Genomic DNA, 26139 nt, shown 5'->3' on the forward strand with positions numbered 1-26139 from the left:
GCGATCGGCCGCATCCGCGGCCGGACGATCCGCGAACTGTGGGTCCCGGCCGAGGAACTCGACTGAGCGTCGTGACGGCCCCGAGGCGAGCCTAGGGGCGCGCCAAGTGCCGCATGGTCAGTGCCAGTTGCAGTCTCAGCCGGCCCTGGGGCGTGCGCACCGGCCAGCCGAGCAGGTGCTCGGCATGGGTCAGGCGGTCCTGGAGCGTGGAGTGGTGGACGTTGATCTCGGCGGCCGCCGCACGCAGGCTCGCCGTCGAGGCCACGGCGTGCAGCGTGGCCAGCAGCCAGGGTGCGGTCGTGGCGGCCGCTTCCACGGCGTGGACGTCGGGCGGCGGTTCGGCGCCCGGTGTGACGAGGTCGGCGAGGAGGGCGACGCCGCCGAGCTCGTCGGCGTGCACCACGAGCGGGCCCGGGTCCTGGGCGGTGCCGTCCGCGGTGAAGCGCAGGGCGATGCGGGCGGCGTCCCAGGAACGCGGCAGGTCGGGCACCGGGACGGCGGGGCCGACTCCGAGGCGCCCGGCGGGCAGTCCGGCGTCGGAGTGCGCGGGAACGATCCTGGACTGGCCGTCACGCCGGGCCAGGGCACGCGCCGGCGCGCCGATGTCCAGCCCCAGCCCGCGCGCCGCGTGCAGCCGGGCCGGTTCCGGAGCCGTGGCGTCCAGGACCGTCTCGACCAGCGCGGGATCGTCGACCGGGGCCCGGCCCCGGGTGCGGTCCAGGACACGCCGTACGGCACCGGCGGCCCGCTCCAGGATCACCGCGTCGACCACACTGGGCGCCGCTTCCGGGCGCTCCAGCCACAGGGCGGGCGCCCCGCCCGGCGTCAGTGCCGCGAACGGCCAGGCGGGATCCGGCGGGAGATCCGAGTCCCGGCGCATGCCGTCGGCCTCGACGCGGACACGCGCCCGCCGCTCGGTGTCGGCCAGCCGGGCGGGGACCCCGGACAGCACCGCGGCCCCGCGCACCAGCGCCTCCAGGCCGGCCCGGGACTCGACCAGCCGGTCGAAGTAGGCGATGACCTGGACGGCGGCACCGGCGTCCGGGTCCAGCGCGGTCAGGCGCCCGGCCAGCTCTTTCATACATCCATGGTGCGCTATGCGGTCAGGTTCCGTGCAGACTGCGTGGAGAGCTTCCGCTGTACGGAAACGACCGAGGGTGCCTCCCCGGAGGCGGCGGTCAGTCGCCCAGCAGCCTGCGCAGCCACTCCAGCTGGGCCGCCCGGGCCGCCTGCGAGAGGGCCGCCTGCGGGGCGAAGCCGTCGAAACCGTGGAAGCCGCCGGGCCACACGTGCAGCTCGGCCACCCCGCCGGCCTGCCAGATCCGTGAGGCATAGGCGACGACCTCGTCCCGGAAGGTCTCCGCGGAACCCACGTCCAGGAAGGCCGGGGGCAGCCCGGTCAGGTCCTCGGCCCGGGTCGGCGCCGCGTACGCGGGTACGTCCGAGCCGCCGCGCGCCTGGCCGAGCAGCGCCGACCAGCCGGTCTCGTTCGCCGTACGGTCCCAGACGCCGAGGCCCGCCATCTGATGGGAGGACGGGGTGTCGTTGCGGTCGTCCAGCATCGGGCACATCAGCAGCTGGCCGATCGGCCGCGGCCCCTTGCGGTCCCGGGTGAGCAGGGCCAGCGCCGCGCTCAGCCCGCCGCCCGCGCTGGCGCCCGCGACGACGATCCGCTCCGGGTCACCGCCGATCTCGGCCGCGTGCTCCGCCGTCCAGACGAGACCGGCGTAGACGTCCTCCACCGGGGCGGGATGCGGATGCTCGGGCGCCAGCCGGTACTCCACGGACACCACGACCGCGCCCAGCTCCTTCGCCCAGGTCAAGGGACCGTCCACGCCGAACCGATTGGTGCCGAGGATCATGCCGCCGCCGTGCACGTGGTAGATGACCGGCAGAGGGAGGCCGACCGCGAGCGCCGGGGCGGTCGGCCGGCAGATCAGCAGCGAGATCTCGGGAGCGCCCTCGGGCCCCGGCACCGCGCGGTCCTCGACCTCGAAGAACCCGCCCATGGTCACGTCCAGCTCGGCCAGCTGCTGGACCGTCGGGCCCTGGCGTAGGACGTCGATGTCGTCCGGGCCGAAGCCGGGCGATATGAACTCCTTGATCAGATCCAGGGCGGCGGCGAGCTCCGGGTCGAACGGGGGCGGGGCGTGTCTCATGGTTTCTCCTCACGCGGGGCGCGGCGGCTCGTAGCGCCATAATCCGCACACCGGCCGCCGTCCGGAGCGCCGCCGGACGGCGGAACCTGCCCGCCGTCCGGCGGGTGGCACCCCCCGGCTGCACGCCGCGCTCCCGGCCCTGACCTGCTGATCCAGTGAACGTCAGATCTGGACGGCCTGGAAGCTGGTCCTGCACGCACTGCACGAGTCCGGGGTCCACGTCCCGGAGATCGGCATCCCCTTCTCGCTCGGCTTCATCGTGCTCGTCCTGGCGGTCACCACGCCGACCAGCCTGCGAGCGGCGAAGCAGCAGGAGGCCGCCGGGACGGAACGCGTGGCGTAGCGGCCGGTCAGTCCTTCGCGGGGGCCGCCTCGGCGCGCATCAGGACACAGTCGAACTCCACGACCCGGCCCGTGGCCGCCTCGCGCGTCACCGGATACATGCCGGTGATCCCGAAGCCGCTCTTCTCGTACGTGGCGATGGCCTCGTTCATCGCCGGGCTGCCCTCGTACAGCCGCAGCACGGCGACCTCCGACTGCATGCCCAGGAAGTCCGCGATCCGCTCCCCGGCGCCCGTGAACACCTCGAGGTCGAAGCCCTGCGTGTCCATCTTGAGGAACGGGCGCGGCTCGGCGATGCCGTCGAGCGCCTTCTCCATCATGCCGTCCAGGCGCCGGATCTGGATCTCCTCCGTGCGCTGCGTCTCGAAGCGCGGGTAGCGGTCGCGGCCGTAGTCGCTGGGCGGCAGCAGCGAGTTCATCGTCTTCCAGCCCACATGGATGGAGCTGACCGTGTCCTCGCTGCCCAGGCCCAGCTGGTACACCCACCAGTTGGGGTCCTTCTCGGCGGCCTTCTCCAGGCGGGCGAAGGTCTCCGCGGTCGGCTCGAAGGAGACGATGCGTCCCTTGTAACCGAGGCGGCGCAGACGTTTGGCGTACTGGCCGGTGTTGGCGCCCACGTCGAAGACGCAGTTCACGCCGTAGAAGTCGAGCATGGCGGCCACGTGCTGATGGCACAGGTACTCGGCGGCCGACAACTGGAGCTTGCGCTCGTCGGTCCCGGCCTGGTCGTCGAGCAGGAGATGCGCTCCGGTGGCGCCGAGGGGGACGGTGCGCAGCCGCCCGCCGGACTTCCCTTTCTGGCGGGTCTGGTTCCGCGCCACGAGCCAGGCGTCCTCGCCGGTGGTGGTCACCTGGTAGCGGCCGCCGTCCCGGGTCAGCAGATCGGCACCCGGTCCCAGCGGGGTCCGGACCCGCCCGCCGCGCCGCGAGACCACCGCGCTTCCGGGGCCGAGATCGGTCACCTGCATGCCCAGTCGGGGCATCAGCTTGAGCAGTCGTCGGTAAAGGGTCTGCATTCACTCACCCTTGCAGAGATGACGGGAAGTGGTTGTTGGTTTGAACGCATTACGTCGGCCCGGTGACTCTTTGGGTTCGTCAAGTGACGGACAAGAGCCGCTGTGGCCAGTGTGGCGACCAGCATGCACACGCCTGACCAGCCGAAGCCGGCGTATGCATACGTTCCCAGCCAGGAGCCGGCGGTGCCGCCGAGGTAGGCACAGGTCATGTACGCGGTGGTGAGCCGGCCGCGGACATCGGCGCCGAGCGCGTAGATCCGCACCTGGTTGGCGACCGTCCCGGACTGCATGCCGACGTCGAGCAGCAGGGTGCCGACGACCAGGGCGGCGATCCCCGGTCCACCGCCGAGGCTGCCGAGCGCCAGGACCGCGGCCGACGCGCCGACCACCAGGAAGCACACGAGGCTGACCGCGTCCGGCCCCCGGCGGTCCACCTGGCGCCCGGCGTACGGCGTGCACAGCATGGTGGCCGCGTTGACCAGGGCGAGCAGCCCGGCGGCCCGCGCGCTCATGCCGTACTCCGGACCCGTGAGCAGGAGTGCGACGCCGGTCCACACGGCGGAGAAACCGGCGAACACCGTGGCCTGGTAGAGGCAGGAGCGGCGCAGCTCGGGCTCGGCGCGCAGCAGCCGCAGCGGTGCCGCCAGCAGGGCCGGGTAGCGCTGAGCGGACGGCGGCGGAGTGGTCGGCAGCGTGCGGGACAGGAGGACGGCCACGGTCAGGGAGAGCGCCGCGGCGCACACGTACGGCGCCCGCCAGCCCAGCCAGTCGCCGAGGGCGCTGCCGGCCGTGCGGGACAGCAGCATGCCGGCGAGGGAACCGCTCAGCAGGGTGCCGCTGACCACGCCCCGGCGCTCCTCGGGCACCAGACCGGCGGCGAGCGGTCCGGCCAGGGGCGCGACCACCGTCGCCGTGCCGATCAGGACGGAGACGGCGACGAGGGGCACCAGGGCCGGCGCGGCGCTCGCGGCGAGCAGTCCGAGCCCCGTCAGCGTGAGCAGCGTGACGATCAGCCGGCGGGGGACCAGCCGGTCGCCGAGCGGGACGAGCAGGAAGATACCGGCCGCGTAACCGAACTGGGTCGCGGTCACCACCGAGGTGGCCGCATCGGGGGAGACGCCCAGACCCGTGGCCACCAACGGGCTGACGGCCTGCGGGAAGTAGACGTTGCCCACGGCCACGCCGCAGGCCAGGCCCAGCAGTGCGATCACCCGGGGACCTGCGGGCCGGTGCGCTGTACGCTGCCGGTGGATGCGTTGTGTCATGCGCCGAAGTCCACGGCACGGACGCGCGGTGGCCAAAGGATGTAGCCGGGGGCTTAATGATCAGCTTCCTGCTCGACGTCGAGGACCTCGCGGACACCCGGTTCGCGCTCTCGCCGTTGCGCGAGGTGATGGGCAGCCTGCGGGCCCTGCGCGCCCCCGCTCTCTATCCCCTGCACCGCCCGTGGCGCGCGTCCGTCCTGCGCGACCTAGTGCCCCGGCAGGCAAGGTTCGCCCCGTCGCGGCGTCCGGCACGCCCTCTCGCCGCACCGGCCGAAAGCCCAAGTACGTCCGGTCCATCGACGGGGCCTTCCGGCCGGCACGCCGAGAGCACGCACCGGACGCCGCTCCTTGACGGGCAAACGTTGCCTGCCGGGGCACTAGATCCGGCCGACGCCCGGCTGCTGGCGGCTCTGGTGGGACCGACCCTGGCGCTGCCCGACTTCCTGACGCCGAGACCGACGACCTTCGCGCCCACGATCGACGAGCAGTTGGCCGTCGTACGGGCGACGCCGGGGGAGGTCGTACGACGTGACCTGACGGCCGTTCACGCGCCCGGGCCGCTGCCGGAGGCCCTGCGCGCGGTCACCGGGCCCGGCGCCGCGCCGTCGGACCGGCTGTGCCAGGTCCTGCTCCGTTACTGGGAGTTCGCGCTGCTGCCGTCATGGCCGCGGATGCGGCTCGTGCTGGAGGCGGACATCACCTACCGCGCACGGCAGTTGGCGACCGGCGGGGCGCATCTGCTCTTCGCCGACCTGCATCCGAACCTTCGCTGGGACGGCGGGGTGCTCCGCATCGACAAAATGATCGGGCGGCACCAGGTGGACGGATCCGGGCGGGGACTGCGCCTGGTGCCGTCCCTGTTCGCACACAAACCGGCGCCCCCGGTCAGCGCCGCGCAACCGCCGATGCTGGCCGACCCGAGCCGGGGCGCCGCCACCCTGTGGGAGCCGGTACCGGAACCCGACGCCTCGGCCCTGTCCGCACTGCTCGGCGCGCCCCGCACGACGGTCCTGCGGCTGCTGGCCGAGCCGCTGCCCACCGTCGAGATCGCCCGCCGTCTCGGCGTGACTCCCAGCGCCGTGTCCCAGCACCTGAAGGTCCTGCACGCGACGGGCCTGGTCAGCCGGGCCCGCGACGGACGCCGGGTGCTGTACCGGCGCAGCGCGCTCGGCGACCAACTGACGGAGCACTAGCTCCGCGGAAGCTCCTTGACGAACACGATGCCGTCGATTCCCGCCAACTGGGCCGGGTTCAGCGGGGAGTAGCCGAACCAGGGAGATACGCGGGGCGCGGGCCGGACCACTCCAGCAGTGGCTGGTCCCACATGCGCATCGTGCTCTTGCCGCGCTGGAGATGGTTGTGGGCGTGGACCAGCGCCGGGCCTCGTTCGGCGACGGCGAGGAGGTTGTCGGCCATCATCCGGTCGCGCAGGCCCACCAGCCGCGTCATGCGGCCCGGCGAGGTGTCGGCCATCCTGAAGTGGTAGCGCGGCAGGCCGATCGCGGTACGCCCGAACAAGCGCGCCCGGTCGTAGTCCTCCCGCGAGGTCGCCGTGATCAGGTGCGGCGTCCGCGCGTCGAGCAGCGCCGCCAGATCGTCGGCGAGCAGCCGCAGCCGCAGCCGACTGGCCTCGGCCGACTGCCCCACGGACTGCGCCGGGTCCGTCATCGCGGCGGGCTCGGTCCACCGGTCGTCGGTGCCGAGCAGGCGGTCGAGCGTTTCCGCGGCGCAGGGGAGCGGGTCCGCGTCCACCCGGGCCAAGAGGTGGTCGTGGGGTGCGGTGAGGGACTGCCGGGGGCTCTCGGCGTGGGTGATCTCCAGCGGACCGTCGACACCGGCGAAGCGGACTCGCTCGGACGCGGGCCGACCGTCGTTGAACGCCCGTAACCAGCACACGAGTTCGCGGTTGGCCGTGGACGCGCCCCACCCGTGGCGGAATCCGCACCGCATGACCTCGTCGAGGGTGCCCGTGCCCGCGGTCCGTAGGTCGATCGATCTGGCGCGCAGGCACGGTCTGTCCACCAGGTGCGGGCGGCCGGCGGGCTGGAGCCGCTGGAGGCCGCACTGACGCGTTAGCCGGGGAACGCTCGCGGACGGGCTCATCGCCACGTCAGTGCTGTCCGCTCGGCGGCTCCGGCTTCGGCTACACCTGCGAGGCGGCGAGCAACTGCAGTGCCTTTTCCTTCAGTTGGGGACTGGCCTCTGCGGCGTTGCCGGAGTCGAAGGGAGGCTGGGGGTCGTATTCGACGGCGAGTTGGATTGCTTTGGCCGTGTCGTCGTCCGCAATGAGGGAGGCGAGATACAGGGCCATGTCCACTCCCGCCGACACCCCGGCCGCAGTGATGATCTTCCCTGAGCGTACGTAGCGCTGTGGCAGGTAGGTCACGTCGAACGTGGACCGGAAGTACTCGGCGGAAGCCCAGTAGGTCGTCGCCCGCCTTCCGTCCAGCAGCCCGGCCCCGGCGAGGATGATGCTGCCGGTGCACACGGAGGTTGTCCATTGGCTGTGCCGGTGGATCTGGCGGATCCAGCGCAGGAGCGCCTCGTTGTTCATCGCCGCGACGGTGCCCCGGTTGCCCGCGCCCGGCACGAGCAGGACGTCGAGACGGTCCACCTCGTCGATGGACTGCTCAGCGACCAAGGCCACGTCTGCCGTGTCCGTGCGGACCGCGCCGCGCCGCTCGGCGATCATCGTCACGGTCGCGTCCGGCAGCCGGGACAGCACCTCCGCCGGACCGGTCGGGTCCAGCAGGCTGTAGCCGTCGTACAGCAGGATTCCGATGTTCGGCCCCGCGCCGCCCCGCGGAATGGCGTGCGCCACCCCGGTCGGGGCCGCAGCCGTGGCGGCGAGGGCGGCCGTGGCCACGGTCCCCCGAAGTACGTTTCTGCGTGTCGCCGAATGCCTCATGGCCCGGAAGTCTTCTGCCTCGGCGTGACGCGCGCAGCCGGCATGTCCGGCATCCTGCGAATCCTGTCCCCCGTGACCCCGTAGTGGTCGAGGAACGCCTGCCGCAGCGTTTCCGCCGACCCGAAACCGCAGCGACGGGCGATCGCCGCCATGGACAGTCCGCTGGACCGCACCAGATGCGCCGCTGCTTCGGTACGCGCCACGCGCACGGCCCGTGCCGGGGTCGTACCGAGGTGCGTGGTGAACAGGCGTGTCAGGTGCCGGGGGCTGACTCCCGCCCGCGCTGCCAGGGCGGAGGGCGTGAGGTCCTCGGCCAGATGACCGGCGATATGACCCACCAGATCCCGCACCAGCCGGTCCTCCGGCGGCGGAGCGGCCAGGAACATGGAGATCTGCGCCTGATCGGCCGGCCGGTGCAGATGAGTGACGAGCTCCCGGGCAACGGCACGAGCCAGCGTCGGCCCGTGGTCGTCCTCGATCAGCGCCAGCGTCAGGTCGAGTGCGCTGATGACTCCTGCCGAGGTGTAAACGTTGCCGTCGCGTATGTAGAGAGGAGCGACGTCCACGGCCACGGCGGGGTGACGCTCGGCAAGTCGTTCCCCCCACCCCCAATGGGTCGTCACCCGCCGGTGGTCCAGCAGCCCGGCGGCGGCGAGCACATAGGCACCGGTACAGACAGAGGCCACCCGCCGACTGAGTCCGGCCAGCCGGCGCACCTGGCCCAGTAATCGCTCGTCCGACGCCGCGTCCTCACAGCCGATGCCGCCCACCACGAACAGGGTGTCCACCGGCCCCTCGACCGTCTCCAGTCCTTGCCCCGCTCCCATCGCAATCCCCGCCGAGCTACGGGCGACCCGACGGCCCAGGGTCCCCAGTTCGATGGAGTACGGCGGCTCGGCGCCGTACCGGTTGGCGATGTCCAACCCGCCACTGGGACAGGCGATGTCGAGAATCTGCGCACCGTCGTAGGCGACGATCAGCACGCGCCGCTTGTTGTCCATGCCCTGATACCAGCACATCCCGCAACGCCACCTGCCAGCGCGGCAGCGACGATTCAAGACCGCGGACGGCTTGGATGGGGTCGCAGGCGAGGAAGGTCGCGACGTCGGCTGGTGTGCGGACGCGGGCCGTGGGTGCGCTTGACTTCGAGAGCACTCGAAGAACTAGCGTCACCAGCGGCGGTGACGGTCCGGAGGAACGAGGAACGGAGACAGGCATGCGGGTGGGCGTACACATCAACCGGTTCGACCACGTCGGAGGCGCACCCGCTGTCGGCGCCGAACTCGCCGCGGCGGGCGCCGCGGCCGAGGCGGCGGGCGTGAGCTGGCTGTCGGTCATGGACCACTACTTCCAGATGGAGTTCAACGGCGGCGCCGAAGCCCCCATGCTGGAGGCCTACACGACGCTCGGCTACCTCGCGGGCCACACCTCGACACTCCGGCTCGGCGCCCTCGTCACCGGCGTGACCTACCGCCACCCGGGCCTGCTCGCCAAGATCGCCACCTCGCTCGACGTACTGTCCGGCGGCCGGGCCACCCTCGGCATCGGGGCCGCCTGGTACGACCGCGAACACCTCGGACTCGGCGTGCCGTTCCCGCCGCTCGCGGAGCGCTTCGAGCGGCTGGAGGAGACCCTGCGGATCTGCCTCCAGATGTGGGACCCGGAGGCGAACGGCCCCTTCGAGGGCGAGCACTACCGGCTCGCCGAGACCCTGTGCGTACCGGCACCGGTGAGCTCCCCGCACCCCGAGATCATGATCGGGGGCGGCGGGGAGCGGAAGACCCTCCGTCTGGTCGCCCAATACGGCGACGCCTGCAACCTGTTCGCCACCTCCCCGGAAGAGGTCACGCACAAGCTGGGCGTCCTGCGCGGCCACTGCGAGACCGAGGGCCGCGACTACGACGAGATCCGCAAGACCGTCGCCTACACGGGCGAGCCGTCCACCGAGGGCGACCTGGAGGCCTTTACCCGGGACATCACGGGCTACAGCAAACTCGGCATCGACACGGTGATCCTCTCCCCGCGCATCGGGCCGTCGGCCGAGTGGATGGAGCGCTTCGCGGCCCCGGCCGTTCAGCGGCTGGCCGAATTCGACTGAGCGCCCGCGGGCCGGCTGCGGGAGAGGACCCGGGAGCCGCGGTCGTCGACCACCCGGACCTGCAACGAGCCGCAGGCGCAGCGCGTCCACACCGTGCGGCCCGCCGCCGTGCTGTGCCGGGACACCACCTGGAAGGGCTCGGCGCCATCGGGCCATCCGCAGTGCGGGCAGACGACGCCGGTCGTGCAGGTCATGAGGGACTCCTTCGTACGGGCTGGCTGTTGGGCCGTCGCGACACAGCCAGGGTGCGTCGAAGTCTTCGTACACGTCCAGGTTGACTTTGTGGACGTGACCCTGAAGCGTTGACTTCATGATTGACCTGCGCCGGCTTCATGTCCTGAGGGCGGTGGCGCACTACGGCACGGTCACCGCCGCCGCCCGCGCCCTGCACTTCACGCCCTCCGCCGCCTCCCAGCAGGTCCGGCAGCTGGCCCGTGACCTGGGCGTCGACCTGCTCGAACCGCAGGGGCGCGGCGTACGGCTCACCCCGGCCGCCGAGAGTCTGCTCGCGCACGCCGACGCCATCCAGGCCCGCTGGGAACAGGCCGAGCTCGACCTGCGCGCCGATCACGGCGAACCCGCCGGGCCGCTGCGGATGAGCGGCTTTCCGCTGGCCGTCTCCGTGCTGCTGGCGCCCATGGCGGCCCGGCTGCGCGCCCGCCATCCGCGACTGGACCTGCGCATCCAGGAAGCGGAGGTGCCGGAAAGCTTCGACCTGCTCTTCGAGGGGGCGGTCGATCTGGCGATCGTCGAGGCGACGGTGTTCAACCCGCCGCTGAGCGACGCCCGGTTCGACCAACAGCCGCTCCTGGACGACCCGTTCGACCTGGTCGTTCCCGAGGGGCATCCGCTGGTCGGACGCGAGGGAGTCGACCTCGCCAAGGCCGCGCACGAGGACTGGATCGCCCCGGTGCTGAACAGCCCGTGCCGTCCGCATGTGCTGTCGGCGTGCGGTGAGGCCGGATTCACGCCGAACGTGGTCCACCACGCCATGGACTGGAACGTCATGGCCCACCTGGTCGCCCACCGGCTCGGCGTCGCGCTGATCCCGCGACTGGCCCAGCTGACCCCGCACCTGCCGATCGCGCGCGTGCGCTGCAGGGGCAACCCGCACCGCAAGCTGCTCACCTGCACCCGCCGGGGCGGCCGGGCTCGCCCGGCGGTCGTGGCCGCGCTGGAGGAGCTGCGGGAGCTGGCGCCGACGGCGGTGGCCTGACCCGAGGAACGGGGCCGGAGACGAAAGAGCGGAGGGGGGCAGGAGCTTCCGACCCCCTCCGGGATGCTCAGAGCACCGCTCAGGCGGCGGCCGCCTCGTCGGCGTGGGCGTGCAGGCGGGCGACCACCTCGGTCAGCTGCGCGGCGACCTCGGCGTCGTCGGCCGGGTGGGTCTCGGCGAAGCGGACCACGGAACCGGGGATGGAGAGCTTGAGGTCCTCGATCACCTTGCCGCCGGCGATGCCCACGGACTTGCGGGTCTCGTCCTGCGCCCACACGCCGCCGTACTGGCCGTAGGCGGTGCCGACCACGGCGACGGGCTTGCCGCCGAAGGCGCCGGCGCCGAACGGACGGGACAGCCAGTCGATGGCGTTCTTCAGGACGGCGGGGATGGTGCCGTTGTACTCGGGCGAGAAGAACAGGAAGGCGTCGGCGGACTGGGCCGCCTCGCGCAGCTTGGCGGCGGCGGCCGGGACGTCGCCCTCGATGTCGATGTCCTCGTTGTAGAAGGGGATGTCGGCCAGGCCCTCGAACAGCTCCACGTCGGCGCCCTCGGGAGCGAACTTGACGGCCGCCTCGGCGAGCTGACGGTTGTGCGAACCGGCGCGAAGGCTGCCGACGAGCGCAAGGATGCGAACAGACATGCGGAACTCCCAGGTGCTGAAACACTGCCGTTACGATCCGGACCGAGGTCCGTTTAAGGTTGTAGCACCCTAATCGGACCGCGGTCCAGTTCTGGCTCCGATGCTTTACGCTGGCTTCATGACGTCCGCCGTCCCGCCGCCCCTCGTCGAGCCGCAACAACCGTTCGCTGAGCCTGAGTTGCTGCAGCTCGGGTCCGCCGAGGACGAGCCCTGCCTGCGCGCCGACGCCGCGCGCAACCGGGCCCGGCTGCTGGAGGCCGCCGCACATCTGGTTGCCGAGCACGGCGCGGCCGGCGTGACGATGGAAGCGGTGGCCGTCGCGGCGAACGTGGGCAAGGGGACGGTCTTCCGCCGCTTCGGCGACCGCACCGGCCTGCTGACGGCGCTGCTCGACCACTCCGAGAAGAAGCTCCAGGCCGCCTTCCTCAGCGGCCCGCCGCCACTCGGGCCGGGCGCGCCGCCCGTGGAACGGCTACGGGCGTTCGGCCGGGCGCAGCTGCGCCGCTCGGTCGACGAACTGGACCTGCAACTGGCGGCCGAGCCGAGCCCGGACCGCCGCTTCTCCCACCCGGCCCGCCGGGTGCGGTTCAGCCACGTCGCCCTGCTGCTGCGTCAGGCGGTGCCGGACGCGGACAGCGAGCTTCTCGCTCATTCGCTCATGGGGTATCTCAGCCCCGTCCTGATCCATCACCTGACCAAGCAGTGCGGGATGCCGGTCGAGCGGCTGGAGGCCGGGTGGGACGACCTGGTCGACCGGGTGACGGGCGGCCGGTGACGCCGGTTCAGGTGCGGGCCGCGAACAGCTGCTCCTCGTAGGCGGCCGGGGCGGTCTCGGTGTCCCCCCGGTGCGCGGCGAGCACGAGGCCCAGCTCGACCCCTCGATGGCGTACGTCCCCCACTCGAAAGCTCGGACACAGGTTCTGCAAGGATGCCGTACGTCATGGTGCAGATACCGAAAACGCCCGCGCCCGCGGCGCCCGCACCGCGCTCCGTGCCCACGAGCGCCGATGTGGCCCGCCTGGCCGGAGTCTCGCGCGCGACCGTCTCCTACGTCCTCAACAACACCAGCGCCGTCCGGATCAGCGAGCCCACGCGCCGCCGCGTCCACGAGGCCGCGAAGGAACTCGGGTACGTTCCGCACGCCGCCGCCCGCAGCCTGCGCGCCGGACACAGCCGTCTGGTCCTGATGCCCGCGCCGTCCTTCCCGGTGGGCCCGCTCTACAGCCAGTTCATCAGCGAGCTCCAGTGGGCCCTGGGCCGTCTCGACTACACGGTCGTGCAGTACGGCACGGTCGGCGTGCACGGCGACGAGGCCGCCCGCGCCTGGGCCGAACTCCGCCCGGTCGCGGTGCTGGTGCCGGGCTCCGGCCTCGGCCCCAAGGGCGTGACCGTGCTCAAGCGGTCCGGCGCCCGGGCCGTGGTCACGCTCGGCCCCGAGTCCGTCGAGGGCGCTCACGCCCTGGTGATGGACCACGAGGCCGTCGGTCACTGCGCCGGCACCCACCTGTACGCCCGCGGCGCTCGCCGTGTCGGTGTCGTCGTGCCCGAGGAGTCAGGCCTGGAGTCCTTCTCCGCGCCTCGCCTCCGAGGTGTACGGCGCGCCCTGGACGGTACGGACGCCACCGTCACCGAGCTGCCCCTCGGATACGAGGAGGCGGCCGCCGCCCGGCTGGCCGCCCGGTGGCGTGACCTCGACCTCGACGCCGTGTTCGCGTACAACGACGAGTACGCGATGCTGCTGATGCGCGCCCTCCAGGACGAGGGCGTCCGCATCCCGCAGGACACGGCCGTGATCGGCGCCGACGACCTCATGCTCGGCCGGCTGCTGCGGCCCCGGCTCAGCACGGTCCACATCGAGCTCCCGTCCGGCCGCGACCTCGCCGAACTGGTCGACCGCGCGGTACGCGATCCCGGGGTCGCGCCCGAGACGCACAAGGTGCTGGGAGCCTCGGTGGTGCACCGCGACTCCAGCTGACGCAGCGGGCGCGCATGCGCACGACGCTCGGCCCGTGCCTGTCCAGGGTGTCGCAGGCCACACGTTTCTCGTGCGGCACGACTAGGATGTTGCACACTCAACAAAATGGGGATGCGTTCGAGAGACGGATGCAGCTCGCACGGCTGCGCCGGATCACCGCATCCCGGCACGCGGCCGCCGAACCGGCCGCGAACGACACGGGACGCTCCCTGCGTGAGTCCCGCCGGTGACCGAACGGAGAGCCGTCATGCCGTTGCTCGACCCCAAGACCTGGCAGCCCACCCCCCTCTCGGGCCCTGAACACGCCGTCACCGAGCCCGCCACCGGCGACACCCTCGGCATCGTCACCCTCGCCACCGCCGAGGACGTCGAAGCGGCCGCCGAGACCGCCCGCGGCGCCCAGGCCGAGTGGGCCCGTGCCCCCCACTTCGTCCGGGCGGGAGTGCTGCGCAGGGCCGGCGACCTGTTCGCCGCGCACGCCGACGAACTGCGCGAGTGGCTGGTGCGTGAATCCGGGTCCATCCCCGGCAAGGCCGACTTCGAACTGCACGTCGCCGCCCAGGAGTGCTACGAGGCGGCAGCGCTCGCCTCCCGCCCGGCCGGACAGGTCCTGCCCAGCGAGGCGCCCCGGCTGTCCTACACGCGGCGCGTCCCGGTCGGCGTGGTGGGCGTGATCTCCCCGTTCAACGCCCCGCTGATCCTCTCCATCCGCTCCGTCGCACCGGCCCTCGCCCTCGGCAACGCGGTCATTCTGAAGCCGGACCCGCGCACGGCGGTCTGCGGCGGCCTGTCACTCGCCGCGGTCTTCGCCGAGGCGGGGCTGCCCGAGGGCCTGCTGCACATCCTGCCCGGCGGCCCGGACGCCGGGCAGGCCCTGGTCGCCGACCCGCGGGTGCCCGTGATCTCCTTCACCGGGTCGACCGCGGCCGGCCGGGCCGTCGGCGAGGCCGCCGGACGCCACCTCAAGCGCGCGCATCTGGAACTGGGCGGCAACTCCGCCCTGATCGTGCTGGAGGACGCCGACCTCGACGCGGTGATCTCCACCGCCGCCTGGGGCTCGTTCTTCCACCAGGGCCAGATCTGCATGACCACCGGCCGCCACCTGGTGCACGAGTCCTTGTACACGGAGTACGTCGAGCGGCTGGCGGCGAAGGCCGACTCGCTCGCCGTCGGAGACCCGCACCGCGAGCAGGTCCACCTCGGCCCGGTCATCGACTCCGGCCAACTCGCCAAGGTGCACGGCCTGGTGGAGGCGAGCACCGCCCGCGGCGCCAAGCTGGCCGCGGGCGGCACGCACGACAAGCTGTTCTACCGGCCGACGGTCCTCGCCGGCGTCGACGACCACACGCCCGCGTACGCCGAGGAGGTGTTCGGCCCCGTCGCGCCCGTCCGGTCCTTCGGCACCCCCGACGAGGCGGCCGCCCTGGCAGCGGAGGGGCCGTACGGACTCTCGCTCGGCATCGTCACCCGGGACACCGCCCGCGGTCTCGACCTGGCCGAGCGGATCCCGACCGGCATCGTCCACATCAACGACCAGACCGTGAACGACGAGGCCGTCGCCCCCTTCGGCGGGATCGCCGCGTCCGGCACCGGCGCCCGCTTCGGCGGCGAGGCCAACCTGGAGGCCTTCACCGAGGTGCGCTGGACGACGGTGCGCTCGGACGTGGCGTCGTACCCGTTCTGAGTGCGGATACGGGGCGAGCGGGTACGGGTGCTTACTCGCCCGTCTGCTCGGCCTGCGCCTGCTGCTCGGCGACGGACTTGCGGACCTCGTCCATGTCCAGCTTGCGGGCCTGCCCGATGACGTCCACCAGGGCGGGCTCGGGCAGGGCGCCCGGCTGGGCGAACACGGCGACCTGATCACGGACGATCATCAGCGTCGGGATCGACTGGATACCGAAGGCGGCGGCCAGCTCCGGCTGCGCCTCGGTGTCCACCTTGCCGAACACCAGGTCCGGGTTCTCCTGAGCCGCCTTCTCATAGACCGGCGCGAACTGACGGCACGGACCACACCACTCCGCCCAGAAGTCGATCAGGACGAACTCGTTGTCCGTGACCGTCTGGTCGAAGTTCTCCTTGGTGAGCTCCACGGTGCTGCTCATGGTGTGATCCCTCTTCCTGGTCTCGGGGCGAAGCCGTCGGCACAACACGGCGGCCCGGGTATGTATTCCGCGCACGTACCCGTGTGGCCTCCGCGCACACCACCCACCAGACTGACCCCATGACGGAAACGGAATCCATCGCCTACGACGTTGTGGTGCTCGGTGCCGGACCCGTGGGGGAGAACGTCGCCGACCGCACCCGTGCGGCCGGCCTCTCCACCGCGGTCGTGGAGAGCGAACTGGTCGGCGGCGAATGCTCGTACTGGGCGTGCATCCCCAGCAAGGCCCTGCTGCGCCCGGTCATCGCCCGCGCCGACGCCCGACTCGTACCCGGCCTGCGCCAGTCGGTGCAGGGCCCCCTCGACGCGGCAGCGGTCCTCGCCCACCGGGACTACTACACCTCCGACTGGAACGACGACGGCCAGATCCAATGGCTCGACAGCATCGGCGCCGACCTCTACCGCGGACACGGCCGCCTCACCGGACCGCGCACGGTGACGGTCACCGGCGGCGACGGCGAGCGGCGAGTACTGACCGCCCGGCACGCCGTGGCCGTGTGCACCGGCACCCGCGCCGTCCTGCCCGACCTGCCCGGCCTCGCGGACGTCAAGCCCTGGACGAGCCGTGAGGCCACCAGCGCGAAGGCGGTGCCCGGCCGGCTGGTCGTGGTGGGCGGGGGAGTGGTCGCCACCGAGATGGCCACGGCCTGGCAGGCCCTCGGTTCGCAGGTCACGCTCCTGGTCCGCGGCAAGGGCCTGCTCAACCGGATGGAGCCCTTCGCCGGCGAACTGGTCGCCGAGGCACTCGTCGAGGCGGGCGCCGACGTGCGCACCGGCACCTCCGTCGAGTCGGTCACCCGCGAGAACGGCACGGTCGTGGTCGTCACCGACGCCGGCGACCGCATCGAGGCCGACGAGATCCTCTTCGCCACCGGACGCGCCCCGCACACCGACGACATCGGCCTGGAGACCATCGGTCTGGAGCCCGGCTCCTGGCTGGACGTCGACGACAGCCTGCGCGTCACCGGCAGCAAGTGGCTGTACGGCGTCGGCGACGTCAACCACCGCGCCCTGCTCACCCACCAGGGCAAGTACCAGGCGCGGATCGCGGGCGCCGCCATCGCCGCCCGCGCCTCCGGCGTCCCCATCCTGGAGTCGGACCCCTGGGGCGCCCACGCGGCCACCGCCGACCACGCCGCCGTCCCTCAAGTCGTGTTCACCGACCCGGAGGCGTCCGCCGTAGGGCTCTCGCTGGCGGAGGCGGAACAGGCCGGACACCGCGTCCGCGCCGTCGACTACGACCTCGCCTCCGTCTCCGGAGCGGGCCTGTACGGCGACGGCTACAAGGGACGCGCCCGCATGGTCGTCGACCTGGAGCGCGAGATCCTGCTCGGCGTCACCTTCGTCGGCCCCGGCGTCGGCGAACTGATCCACTCGGCGACCGTCGCGGTCGCCGGCGAGGTCCCGATCAGCAGGCTGTGGCACGCGGTCCCGTCGTTTCCGACGATCAGCGAGGTGTGGCTGCGGCTGCTGGAGGCGTACCGGGACAACTGACCCGCCCTGTCACCGGGGCAGCTCGAAGCCGAGGGAGGCCGCCGCCTCCTGAGGCGTCGGCTGCGTCCACCGCTGGGCCATCGCCTCGTTGGAGGACAGCGAGCGCGGCTCCGCGCGGTCGAGGTACAGCATGCCGTCGAGGTGGTCGGTCTCGTGCTGGACGATCCGCGCGGGCCAGCCGGTGAACACCTCGTCCACCGGGCGCCCGTGCTCGTCCTCGCCCGTCAGCCGCACCTCGGCGTGCCGTGCCACCACCGCCTGCCAGCCCGGCACGCTCAGGCAGCCCTCGAAGAACGCGGCACGGGCGGTGCCGACGGGTTCGTACGACGGATTGACCAGCACCCTGAACGGCTGCGGTACCCGCCCGCGCGCCAGCCGGACCTCTTCCGGCACCGGCGCCGGGTCCTCGATGACCGCCAACCGCAGCGGCACGCCGACCTGCGGCGCGGCGAGGCCCACGCCCGGCGCCGCGTGCATGGTGAACCGCAGCGCCTCGACGAAACGGGCCAGCAGGGCGGAGTCCAACTGTCCGTCGAAGCGCTCGGTGCCCTGCCGCAGCACCGGGTCGCCGGCCGCGACGATGGGCAACGGGCCGTCCGTGGCCAGGAGTTCCTCGACCAGGTCGCCAAGGGGCGCGCGATCACGGGGAGATGCCATCGCGCCAGGATGCCACAGCACCTCCCGACACCCTTTCCTCCCCTGGGTGTGACGCAGGCCACTCGCGCCTGCGGGAACTCGGGGCCCTCTTCTCCCGACATCTGGACCGCTACAGCTCACTTCTGGACCGCTTCAGCCGCTACAGCCGAGAAACGTCCCCTGCCTCGGGAGAAGCCCGCCGATGACCATCACTCCCTCGACGACCACGGACGAGGCCCCGCAACCCGCCCCCACCCCGCCACCGTCCACCGGCAGTTGGGCCGCGCTGCGCCCGCTGATCCTGCGCCTGCACTTCTACGCAGGAGTGCTCGTCGCGCCGTTCCTGCTCGTCGCCGCCGTCACCGGATTCCTGTACGCCGGCTCGTTCCAGGCCGAGAAGTTCCTGTACGCCGACGAGATGACCGTCTCCGCCGTCGGTGACACCAAGCTGCCGATCTCCGAGCAGGTGGCCGCCGCCCGCGAAGCCCACCCCGAGGGCACCGTCTCGGCCGTACGCCCTTCACCGCAGGCCGACGCCACCACCCGCGTCCTGCTGACCGGCGTCGAGGGAGTCGGCGCGGACCACACGCTCGCCGTGTTCGTCGACCCGTACACCGGCAAGGTGCGCGGTGCCCTCGAGCAGTACGGCTCGACCGGCGCGCTGCCGCTGCGCACCTGGATCGACGAACTCCACCGCGATCTCCACCTCGGCGACACGGGCCGTCTCTACAGCGAACTCGCCGCGAGCTGGCTGTCGGTGATCGCGCTCGGCGGTCTGGTGCTGTGGCTGTCCCGACGCCGCGCCCTGCGCAAACTGCGGGGGACCAGCGGACGGCGCCGCACGCTCGGTCTGCACGGCTCCCTCGGCGTGTGGGCCGCGGCCGGGTTCCTCTTTCTCTCGGCGACCGGACTGACCTGGTCGACGTACGCCGGAGCGAACATCGGCGAACTGCGCACCTCGCTCGGTCAGGCCACCCCGTCGGTCACCGCGACGGCGGGCGGCGAGCACACCGGCCACGGCTCCTCCGCCTCGGCCGGGGGCGCCGAGCACGGCGTAGGCCTCGACAAGGTCCTGGCCGCCGCCCGCGCCGAAGGGCTCGGCGACCCCGTCGAGATCGTCCCGCCCGCCGACTCCTCGTCCGCCTACGTCGTGAGCCAGGTGCAGCGCAGCTGGCCCGAGAAACAGGACTCCGTCGCGATCGACCCGGCCACGGGCGAGGTCACCGACGTCCTGCGGTTCGCCGACTACCCGATGCTGGCGAAGCTGACCCGCTGGGGCATCGACCTGCACACCGGCGTGCTCTTCGGCCTGGTCAACCAGATCGCGCTGATGCTTCTCGCGCTCTCCCTGATCCTGCTGATCGTGTGGGGCTACCGCATGTGGTGGCAGCGCGGCCGCGGCCTGGCCTTCGGCCGGCCGATCCCACGCGGCGCCTGGCAGCAGGTGCCTGTGCAGATCCTCGTTCCGTGCGTGGCCGTGATCGCCGTGCTCGGTTACTTCGTGCCGCTGCTCGGCATTCCCCTGGCCGCCTTCATCGCCGTCGACGTCCTCCTCGGCGAGATCGCCCATCGGAAGGGCTCTCGGGCGAGGGCGAGCGACGCCGGCGTCGAGTAGGGGGCCGAGGGCGGCGTACTGCACGGCTCGGGCCCGGCTCCCGTGAGGAACCGGGCCCGAGGCACGGTGGGATCAGAGCTGCTGGGTGGGGTCGGTGCCGCTGGGGTCAGAGCCGCTCGGTGCGATCAGAGCTGCTCGAAGTCGCCCGCGAGCGCCGAGGCGAGGCGCATGTGCGGTTCCGCCTCCTCCTGCCGGCCCTGCCGCTCCAGCGTGCGGCCCAGCATCAGCCGGGCGTACTGCTCCACCGGGTCGCGCTCGATGATGACGCGCAACTCGGTCTCCGCACGCCGCAGTTGGGCCGAGTGGTAGTAGGCGCGGGCCAGCAGCAGCCGCGGTCCGGTCTGCTCCGGCACCTCCTCGACCAATCCGCCCAGGACGCGCGCCGCGGCGGCGTAGTCCTTCGCGTCGAAGAACATCTGTGCGCGCTGCCAGCGCTCCGTCGGTGTTCCGTGGTCGTAGTACGTCGTGTCCACTGCTGACCTCCTTTGCGGCCTACAACCGCACGAGATGGTCAAACATTCCACTACTTGGGGAGGGTGGCCAGTTCCGCGTTCGCCCGCTCGGTGACCAGGGCCAACACGCGGCCGGTAGTCGCCAGATCCTCCAGGGACAGGCCCGCGTAGATCCGCGCGGAGATCTTCCCGGTCTCGGCGCTCGACTCGGCATACATGTCCCGTCCGGCGTCTGTGACCAGGACATTCGGCCCGTCGCTCGCCACCAGCCCCTTGGCGGTCAACTCCTCGATGACGTCCCGCACTTCCGCCGCCTCGACCTTGAGCGCGTCGGTGACCTGCTCGACGAGTCCGTCGCGCTCGATGGGGGCGTCGGCGATCGCCACGGGCCGCAGGGTCACCGATTGCTGGAATGTCATGCCGTAGCGGGCCAGGACGGTCTCCAGGACCGCGCGTCCGGCGTAGTGCGCCAGGGCGATGACCCGGCCGTTGACGGCGGGTGTGGTGGTGGTCATGAGTGTTCCTCCGCTCCTTGATGCGAATACTGTACATGGCTACTAAAGCCATGGTTACTGTATTCGCGACCCGTGATGAAGCGGAGGTTCTTCGATCTGACGCGGAAGCCCGCACGGGGCTAGGTTGAGCGGCATGAGCAATCTCGATCGCGAGGCGGTTCCCGCCCTGTGCGGTGGCCGCGGCTTCGTGGTGGCGGAGCCCGTGCGGGAACTCCTCAGCCCCCGTCGCGTGCGGCTGGGCGAGTCCACCGAGGTCCGTCGTCTGCTGCCCAACCTGGGGCGGCGCATGGTCGGCGCCTGGTGCTTCGTCGATCACTACGGCCCGGACGACATCGCCGACGAGCCCGGCATGCAGGTGCCCCCGCACCCGCACATGGGACTACAGACGGTGAGCTGGCTGCACGAGGGCGAGGTGCTGCACCGCGACTCCACCGGCAGCCTCCAGACGATCCGCCCGCGCGAGCTGGGTCTGATGACGTCCGGCCGGGCGATCAGCCACTCCGAGGAGAGCCCCAGGTCCCACGCCCGTCTGCTGCACGGCGCGCAGCTGTGGGTCGCCCTCCCGGACGGTCACCGCCACACCGACCCGCACTTCGAGCACCACGCCGAACTGCCGCTCGTCACGGCGCCGGGCCTGACGGCCACGCTCGTCCTCGGCACGCTCGACGGCGCGACCTCGCCCGGCACGGCGTACACCCCGATCGTCGGCGCCGATCTCGCCCTCGCCCGCGGCACGGACGTGCGCCTCCCGCTGGAGCCGGACTTCGAGTACGCCGTCCTGTCCATGTCCGGTGAGGCCCACGTGGACGGTGTGCCGGTCCTGCCCGGCTCCATGCTCTATCTCGGCTGTGGCCGCACCGAACTCCCGCTGCGCGCCGAGTCCGACGCGGATCTGATGCTCTTGGGGGGTGAGCCGTTCGACGAGGAGCTGATCATGTTCTGGAACTGGATCGGGCGGACCCAGGAAGAGATCGCACTGGCGCGGCAGGACTGGATGGAAGGGTCCAGATTCGGTGAGGTGAAGGGGTACGACGGGGGCCCGTTGCCGGCCCCTGAACTGCCGCCGACGCCTCTGAAGCCGCGGGGAAGGGTTCGCTGACCTGCGGATATGGCTGATTTCTGCGTTGCCGCAGCGAGCAGTCGACGGGCTGGCGACAGCCGGGCCACGAGCCGACGGGGGGTTCCCGAGGCCACCGCAGGGTTCACTCCAGCACGACCTGTGGCGGTGCCGCGAGCCGCCCTGCGTCCTGGTCCTGCATGAGGCGTCCCGCGTCGGCGACCGCCGGGTCTGGTGCCCAGAAAAACGACCCCATCCCGTCGAGGGCCGACGTCCGGCGCGGGCTCAGAGCGGCGGACGGCGTCCGCTGCTCTCCCGTACCACCAGTTCCGTCGCCACCTCCACCCGCGTGGTCTCCGGCTGCTCCCCGGACAGCAGCCGCAGCACCATCCGGGCGGCGAGCGCGGTCATGTCGGCGAGGGGAGTGCGGATCGTCGTCAGGCGTGGGGTGACCCAGTCCGCGAAGGGCAGGTCGTCGAAGCCGACCACGCTGACGTCGGCCGGGATGCGCAGGCCCAGTTCGGCGGCGGCCCGGTAGGTGCCCAGCGCCTGGTGGTCGCTGCCGGCGAAGATCGCCGTCGGACGCTCCGGCAACGCCAGGAGGTCCAGGGCGTGTTGGTGCGCGAGACCGTGGGTGAAGTCGCCGTAGCGCACCAGCTCGGGTGCGAAGGGCAGACCGGCCTCGGCCAGTGCCGAGCGGTAGCCGTCGACCCGCGCCCGGGAGGTGAGCCGGCGCTCCGGGCCGCTGATGATCGCGATGCGCCGGTGGCCCAGCTCGATGAGGTGGCGGGTCGCGGCCAGTCCGCCGGGCCAGTTGGTCGCGCCCACCCAGGGCGTGCCCGGTGCGGGCTCGTCGATCGGCGCCACCAGCGCGTAGGGGATGCCGAGCCGGCCTAGCTCCTCGTGCTGCTCGGGCGTCAGTTCGGGCACCACGAGAATCGCTCCGCGCGTGGAGCGGGTGGCCAGCGAGTCCAGCCACTGCCGGGCGCGTCTGGTCCGGCCGTGCGTGGAGGAGACCACCAGCCCCATGCCCGCGTCGTGCAGTACGTCCTCCGCGCCCCGGATCAGCTCGACCGCCCAGGGGCTGTCCAGTTCGTTGATGACGAAGTCGATCAGTCCGCCGGGCGGGGTCGCGGTGGCCGCCGGGCGGTGTTTCGCCAGATAGCCGTGCTGTTCCAGCAGCCGCTGCACCTTGGCCCGCGTCTCCGCCGAGACATCGGATCTGTTGTGCAGCACTTTGGAGACCGTGGACACCGATACGCCTGCCTGCTCGGCGATTTCAGCCAGGGTGCGCCGTCTTCCAGGACTGGATCCTGTCCGAACCGTTGACGTCATCGGATGAATCTCCTACGTTTCCGGGCGATCGAGTTTTGCGAAAACTATCGCAATCCTCGCTCCCGGAGTAAGGCTCCTCGGCGAAAAGGTGGTCCCCCGTGAAGACCTCCCACATGAAGTCCCCCAAGAAGAGATGGCGTTCGGCCTCCCTGGCCGCGGCCGTGGCTCTGCTGCTCTCCGGCTGCGGAGGCACCGGTGGTGGCACTGGCGGCGGTTCGGGCGACGGGAACGGCGAGTTGCTGGTCTGGGTGGACAACACCCGGATGCCCGCGGCCCAGCAGTACAAGAAGGCCCATCCCGACCTGAAGATGCGCATCGTCACCATCCCGCCCGACGCGGGCTACGTGCCCACCAAGATCTCGCTCGCCAACCGCACCAAGAGCGGCTGGCCCGACGTCGTCTTCCTGGCCAACCCGGCCGAGGCGGCGACGCTCGCCAGTGAGAAGTTCGGCTACGCGGCCCCGCTCGACGACCTCGTCCCCAAGTCCGTCCGCGACGGCTTCACCCCCGGTTCCCTCGACACCTGCACCTTCGGCGGCAGGACGTACTGCCTACGCAACGACATCGCCCCCACTGTCCTGTGGTACGACGCGACGCTGATGAAGCGATACGGCTACCAGGTCCCCAAGACCTGGGCCGAGTACCAGCAGACCGGTCTGCAGGCGGCCGCCGAGCACCCCGGCACCATCGTCGGAGCCGTCAACGGCAAGTACGGCGCCGGCATCTACTTCGGCAGCAGCGGCTGCCCCACCCGCGACACGCTCAGCCTCACCAAGGTCCACATCGATCTCGGCGAACCGGACTGCACCCGGGTAGCCGATCTGCTTCAGCCGCTCGCCCGTGAGAAGGCCGTCACCACCGTCGTGCCCATCGACCCGGGCTTCGCCAAGTTCGGCAAGGACGACAAGATCCTGATGCTGCCGGCCCCGGCCTGGTTCGGCGACTTCATGTTCGGCCCCGCCTTCAAGGTGCCGGGGGGCCGGATCGCCGCCGCCCCCATGCCCACCTGGCCCGGCGAGAGCAAGCCGTACGCCGGACAGGTCGGCGGCGGTGCCTTCCTCGTCTCCTCGCACGCCGGCGGACGTACCAAGGAGGCCGCGGACCTGGTGCGCTGGATGACCACCGACGTGGAACTCCAGGCGAAGCAGCCCACCTACCCCGCCTTCACGGCTGCCGCGAAGAAGTGGGGCGAGGCCAAGTCGACGGATCCGTACTACGCCTCCGACCCGATGCCCGCACTCACCGCGGCGGCGAACGCGCTGCGCCCCGGCTTCGGTGCGGTCCGCTTCGAGGCCGACTGGCAGAGCACCTTCAACGACACGCTCGTCAAGGCGATGGACTCCGGTGGCAACCTCCGTAAGGCGCTGGGGAGTTGGCAGGACAAGCTGGAGGCGGCGGCCAAGGCCGGCGGGTACACGGTCGGATGAGGACGCTCACGACGCCCCGTCCGCCCGCGGTCGTCGCGGCGCCGCCGGCGACTCCCCGCCGCCGGCGCCGCCCCGGCCGCAGTGCCGCCGTCTGGATCCTCGTCGGCCCCTACACAGTGTTCCTCGTGGTCTTCGGGCTCGCGCCCGCCGGATACGCCCTGTGGACCTCGTTCGTCGACAACGGCTCCTTCACCGGCGGGCGCGACTGGGCGGCCGTGTTCCAGGACTACCGGCTCGGCGATGCCGCCGCCCACGTGACGACGTATCTGCTGCTCTGGCTGCCGATCCTGCTGCTGACCGTGCTGTCCCTCGCCTTCACGCTGCACGCCCGCCCCGGCCGGACGACGCGTGCGCTCCAACTCGTCTACTACCTGCCCGGCGCGGTCACCGGCTCGGCCGCGGCCCTGCTGTGGCTGTTCATGGTCAGCCCGGACAGCAGCCCGTTCTCACCCCTGCTCGAGCTGATGGACGTCAAGAGCGCCACGGACGCGCTGTCCGGCCCCAGCCTCATCGCCGTCCTCACCGTGATGGGCGTCGCGGTGCACGCCGGCGGCTGGATCGTCGTCCTGTACGGGGCGCTCAACGCGCTCCCCAAGGACGTCCTGGAGGCCGCGCAGGTCGACGGCGCCTCGGCCTGGCGCACCATGTGGCACATCAAACTGCCGATGGTCCGCACGTACGTCGCCTTCGTGCTGATCTCCAGTTTCGCCTCCGGCAGTCAGGTCTTCGTCGAGCCCACCGTGCTGTCCACCGGGGCCCCCGGCCAGATCAGCCCCACCTGGTCCATCAACCAGCTCGCCTACACCTACGCCACCCAGGACGGCGACTTCGGCAAGGCCGCCGCGCTGTCGCTGGCCATGCTCGCGGTCGGCATGCTGGCCGCCTGGATCGTGATCACCCGTACTCGTATGTACGACACCGACTCCTCCGACTCCCGGTGAGTGAGGCGATGACCGCTCTGTCGCGCGGCGCCCGTGCCCTGTTCCTGCTCGGCGCGGCCGTCTTCTTCGGACTGCCCCTGCTCTGGCTGCTGCTCGCCCCCACCCGCACGGCCGACGACCTGACCACCGGCGCACCGCTCGGCTTCGGCTCGCTGGGCAACGTCGGCGAGGCCTGGTCCCACCTGACGTCGTACAACGACGGCGAGATCACCCTGTGGATCGGCAACTCGATCATCTACGCGGCGGCCAGCGTGGCCCTCGCCCTGCTGCTGTGCGTTCCCGCGGGCTATGTGCTCGCCAAACACGACTTCGCCGGCCGCCGGGCGCTGCTCACCCTCTCGATCGTGACGATGATCCTGCCCCCGGCCGCACTGGTGCTCCCGCTGTACCTGGAGATGTCGGCACTCCACCTCACGGGCACGGTCTGGTCGGTGATCCTGCCGCTGTCCTTCTACCCGTTCGGCGTCTACCTGGCCTTCCTGCACTTCCAGGCGAACCTGCCCGACAGCCTGCTGGACGCCGGACGCGTCGACGGGGCGAGCGAACTGCGGCTGTTCTGGTCGGTGGCGGTGCCGCTGGCCCGCCCCGCCATCGCGCTGATCGCCTTCTTCGGCTTCGTCCGCTGCTGGACCGACTTCTTCCTGCCCTTCGTGATGCTCTCCGACGACCGCACCTTCACTCTCCAGCTCGGCCTGATGTCCCTGCTCCAGTCCACCGGCGCGGTCAACAACTCCAGCGGCTTCGCCGACCTCGACATCCACCAGCCGGAGGCGGCCCTGGCGGGGCTCGTGGCCTGCGCGCCGCTGCTGATCGGTTTCATCCTCGCCCAGCGCTTCCTGCGCACCGGGCTGCTGGCCGGGGCGGAGAAGGGCTGATGGGCGGAG

25 protein-coding genes and 3 pseudogenes are annotated in these 26139 nt (G+C 71.7%); 14 read left to right on the forward strand and 14 right to left on the reverse strand.

The features are described 5' to 3' along the window. Positions 1-91: 91 nt before the first annotated feature. Together AB0I77_RS07190 and AB0I77_RS07195 are read right to left on the reverse strand one after the other, a co-directional pair. The gene (locus AB0I77_RS07190) at positions 92-1081 is read right to left on the reverse strand and encodes a helix-turn-helix domain-containing protein (protein WP_363281379.1); all 990 of its coding nucleotides are present in this window, start codon (positions 1079-1081) and stop codon (positions 92-94) included. A gap of 97 nt (positions 1082-1178) precedes the next feature. Further along, positions 1179-2159 (reverse strand): alpha/beta hydrolase, encoded by a 981-nt coding sequence (locus tag AB0I77_RS07195; protein ID WP_363281380.1) that lies wholly within the window; start codon positions 2157-2159, stop codon positions 1179-1181. A 181-nt stretch (positions 2160-2340) separates the two neighbouring features. On the opposite strand from AB0I77_RS07195, the pseudogene AB0I77_RS07200 reads away from it, so the two are divergent. After that, a pseudogene (locus tag AB0I77_RS07200) lies at positions 2341-2502 on the forward strand (TerC family protein); the annotation flags it as partial. Positions 2503-2509: 7 nt separating this feature from the next. Here AB0I77_RS07200 and AB0I77_RS07205 read toward each other — a convergent pair. Continuing rightward, a complete protein-coding gene (locus AB0I77_RS07205; RefSeq protein WP_363281381.1) occupies positions 2510-3517 on the reverse strand; it encodes an FkbM family methyltransferase in 1008 nt (335 codons plus the stop codon). Then, the gene (locus AB0I77_RS07210; RefSeq protein ID WP_363281382.1) at positions 3484-4782 is read right to left on the reverse strand and encodes an MFS transporter; all 1299 of its coding nucleotides are present in this window, start codon (positions 4780-4782) and stop codon (positions 3484-3486) included. Before AB0I77_RS07210 ends, AB0I77_RS07205 begins: the two co-directional genes overlap by 34 nt. Before the next feature lie 56 nt (positions 4783-4838). Between AB0I77_RS07210 and AB0I77_RS07215 the strand changes: the two genes are divergently transcribed. Then, on the forward strand, positions 4839-5975 hold the full coding sequence (locus AB0I77_RS07215) for a metalloregulator ArsR/SmtB family transcription factor (protein WP_363281383.1): 1137 nt from the start codon (positions 4839-4841) through the stop codon (positions 5973-5975). Here AB0I77_RS07215 and AB0I77_RS07220 read toward each other — a convergent pair. From AB0I77_RS07220 to AB0I77_RS07230, 3 genes and pseudogenes are all read right to left on the reverse strand, one after another. Beyond that, positions 5972-6762: pseudogene (locus tag AB0I77_RS07220) on the reverse strand (erythromycin esterase family protein); the annotation flags it as partial. The gene AB0I77_RS07215 and the pseudogene AB0I77_RS07220 overlap by 4 nt on opposite strands. Before the next feature lie 163 nt (positions 6763-6925). Further along, on the reverse strand, positions 6926-7690 hold the full coding sequence (locus tag AB0I77_RS07225) for a DJ-1/PfpI family protein (protein WP_363281384.1): 765 nt from the start codon (positions 7688-7690) through the stop codon (positions 6926-6928). After that, positions 7687-8709, reverse strand: coding sequence for a DJ-1/PfpI family protein (locus tag AB0I77_RS07230; RefSeq protein ID WP_363281385.1), 1023 nt, complete (start codon positions 8707-8709; stop codon positions 7687-7689). The genes AB0I77_RS07225 and AB0I77_RS07230 overlap by 4 nt, the downstream gene beginning before the upstream one ends. A gap of 197 nt (positions 8710-8906) precedes the next feature. Here AB0I77_RS07230 and AB0I77_RS07235 point away from each other — a divergent pair, with 197 nt between their 5' ends. Continuing rightward, positions 8907-9788, forward strand: a complete 882-nt coding sequence (locus AB0I77_RS07235; protein WP_363281386.1) for an LLM class F420-dependent oxidoreductase — start codon at positions 8907-8909, stop codon at positions 9786-9788. On the opposite strand, the gene AB0I77_RS07240 is transcribed toward AB0I77_RS07235, so the two are convergent. After that, complete coding sequence (locus tag AB0I77_RS07240; RefSeq protein ID WP_363281387.1) at positions 9764-9982, reverse strand: hypothetical protein; 219 nt, start codon at positions 9980-9982, stop codon at positions 9764-9766. The two genes, AB0I77_RS07235 and AB0I77_RS07240, sit on opposite strands and share 25 nt — an antisense overlap. A gap of 116 nt (positions 9983-10098) precedes the next feature. Here AB0I77_RS07240 and AB0I77_RS07245 point away from each other — a divergent pair, with 116 nt between their 5' ends. Next, on the forward strand, positions 10099-11004 hold the full coding sequence (locus AB0I77_RS07245; protein WP_363281388.1) for a LysR family transcriptional regulator: 906 nt from the start codon (positions 10099-10101) through the stop codon (positions 11002-11004). A gap of 79 nt (positions 11005-11083) precedes the next feature. Here the strand turns inward: AB0I77_RS07245 and AB0I77_RS07250 are convergent, their stop codons facing one another. Further along, positions 11084-11647: an NAD(P)H-dependent oxidoreductase gene (locus AB0I77_RS07250; RefSeq protein ID WP_363281389.1), complete on the reverse strand. Its 564-nt coding sequence runs from the start codon at positions 11645-11647 to the stop codon at positions 11084-11086. A 100-nt stretch (positions 11648-11747) separates the two neighbouring features. On the opposite strand from AB0I77_RS07250, the gene AB0I77_RS07255 reads away from it, so the two are divergent. The 4 genes and pseudogenes from AB0I77_RS07255 (at position 11748) to AB0I77_RS07270 (ending at position 15306) form a co-directional block, all read left to right on the forward strand. After that, entirely contained in the window at positions 11748-12422 is a 675-nt protein-coding gene (locus tag AB0I77_RS07255) for a helix-turn-helix domain-containing protein (protein ID WP_363281390.1), read from the forward strand. A 153-nt stretch (positions 12423-12575) separates the two neighbouring features. Next, entirely contained in the window at positions 12576-13622 is a 1047-nt protein-coding gene (locus tag AB0I77_RS07260; protein WP_363281391.1) for a LacI family DNA-binding transcriptional regulator, read from the forward strand. Between the two features lie 35 nt (positions 13623-13657). Beyond that, positions 13658-13852, forward strand: a pseudogene (locus tag AB0I77_RS07265) (4-hydroxybenzoate 3-monooxygenase); the annotation flags it as partial. A 17-nt stretch (positions 13853-13869) separates the two neighbouring features. Then, positions 13870-15306: a benzaldehyde dehydrogenase gene (locus AB0I77_RS07270; RefSeq protein ID WP_363281392.1), complete on the forward strand. Its 1437-nt coding sequence runs from the start codon at positions 13870-13872 to the stop codon at positions 15304-15306. 31 nt (positions 15307-15337) lie between these two features. Here AB0I77_RS07270 and trxA read toward each other — a convergent pair whose 3' ends face one another. Further along, on the reverse strand, positions 15338-15724 hold the full coding sequence (gene trxA / locus AB0I77_RS07275; protein WP_363281393.1) for a thioredoxin: 387 nt from the start codon (positions 15722-15724) through the stop codon (positions 15338-15340). A gap of 119 nt (positions 15725-15843) precedes the next feature. On the opposite strand from trxA, the gene AB0I77_RS07280 reads away from it, so the two are divergent. Beyond that, on the forward strand, positions 15844-17277 hold the full coding sequence (locus AB0I77_RS07280) for an NAD(P)/FAD-dependent oxidoreductase (protein WP_363281394.1): 1434 nt from the start codon (positions 15844-15846) through the stop codon (positions 17275-17277). 9 nt (positions 17278-17286) lie between these two features. Here AB0I77_RS07280 and AB0I77_RS07285 read toward each other — a convergent pair whose 3' ends face one another. Beyond that, positions 17287-17934: a peptide deformylase gene (locus AB0I77_RS07285; RefSeq protein WP_363281395.1), complete on the reverse strand. Its 648-nt coding sequence runs from the start codon at positions 17932-17934 to the stop codon at positions 17287-17289. Positions 17935-18115: 181 nt separating this feature from the next. Between AB0I77_RS07285 and AB0I77_RS07290 the strand changes: the two genes are divergently transcribed. Further along, entirely contained in the window at positions 18116-19528 is a 1413-nt protein-coding gene (locus AB0I77_RS07290; RefSeq protein ID WP_363281396.1) for a PepSY domain-containing protein, read from the forward strand. Positions 19529-19653: 125 nt separating this feature from the next. Here the strand turns inward: AB0I77_RS07290 and AB0I77_RS07295 are convergent, their stop codons facing one another. Both AB0I77_RS07295 and AB0I77_RS07300 read right to left on the reverse strand, forming a co-directional pair. Continuing rightward, a complete protein-coding gene (locus AB0I77_RS07295; protein ID WP_363281397.1) occupies positions 19654-20001 on the reverse strand; it encodes a tetratricopeptide repeat protein in 348 nt (115 codons plus the stop codon). A 50-nt stretch (positions 20002-20051) separates the two neighbouring features. Then, on the reverse strand, positions 20052-20495 hold the full coding sequence (locus tag AB0I77_RS07300) for a MarR family transcriptional regulator (protein WP_363281398.1): 444 nt from the start codon (positions 20493-20495) through the stop codon (positions 20052-20054). A gap of 133 nt (positions 20496-20628) precedes the next feature. On the opposite strand from AB0I77_RS07300, the gene AB0I77_RS07305 reads away from it, so the two are divergent. Then, positions 20629-21594 (forward strand): pirin family protein, encoded by a 966-nt coding sequence (locus tag AB0I77_RS07305; RefSeq protein ID WP_363281399.1) that lies wholly within the window; start codon positions 20629-20631, stop codon positions 21592-21594. 243 nt (positions 21595-21837) lie between these two features. Here the strand turns inward: AB0I77_RS07305 and AB0I77_RS07310 are convergent, their stop codons facing one another. Continuing rightward, positions 21838-22887 carry a LacI family DNA-binding transcriptional regulator gene (locus tag AB0I77_RS07310; protein WP_363281400.1) on the reverse strand — a complete coding sequence of 350 codons (1050 nt, stop codon included), beginning with the start codon at positions 22885-22887 and terminating at the stop codon, positions 21838-21840. A gap of 98 nt (positions 22888-22985) precedes the next feature. On the opposite strand from AB0I77_RS07310, the gene AB0I77_RS07315 reads away from it, so the two are divergent. Genes AB0I77_RS07315 through AB0I77_RS07325 form a run of 3 tightly spaced genes read left to right on the forward strand, consistent with a single transcriptional unit; the run spans position 22986 to position 26130 of the window. Next, the gene (locus AB0I77_RS07315; protein ID WP_363281401.1) at positions 22986-24314 is read left to right on the forward strand and encodes an extracellular solute-binding protein; all 1329 of its coding nucleotides are present in this window, start codon (positions 22986-22988) and stop codon (positions 24312-24314) included. Continuing rightward, the gene (locus AB0I77_RS07320; RefSeq protein ID WP_363281402.1) at positions 24311-25255 is read left to right on the forward strand and encodes a sugar ABC transporter permease; all 945 of its coding nucleotides are present in this window, start codon (positions 24311-24313) and stop codon (positions 25253-25255) included. The genes AB0I77_RS07315 and AB0I77_RS07320 overlap by 4 nt, the downstream gene beginning before the upstream one ends. 8 nt (positions 25256-25263) lie before the next feature. Further along, entirely contained in the window at positions 25264-26130 is an 867-nt protein-coding gene (locus AB0I77_RS07325) for a carbohydrate ABC transporter permease (protein WP_363281403.1), read from the forward strand. The last annotated feature ends 9 nt before the right edge of the window (positions 26131-26139 follow it).

Source organism: Streptomyces sp. NPDC050619 (assembly GCF_040654815.1).
Taxonomy (GTDB): domain Bacteria; phylum Actinomycetota; class Actinomycetes; order Streptomycetales; family Streptomycetaceae; genus Streptomyces.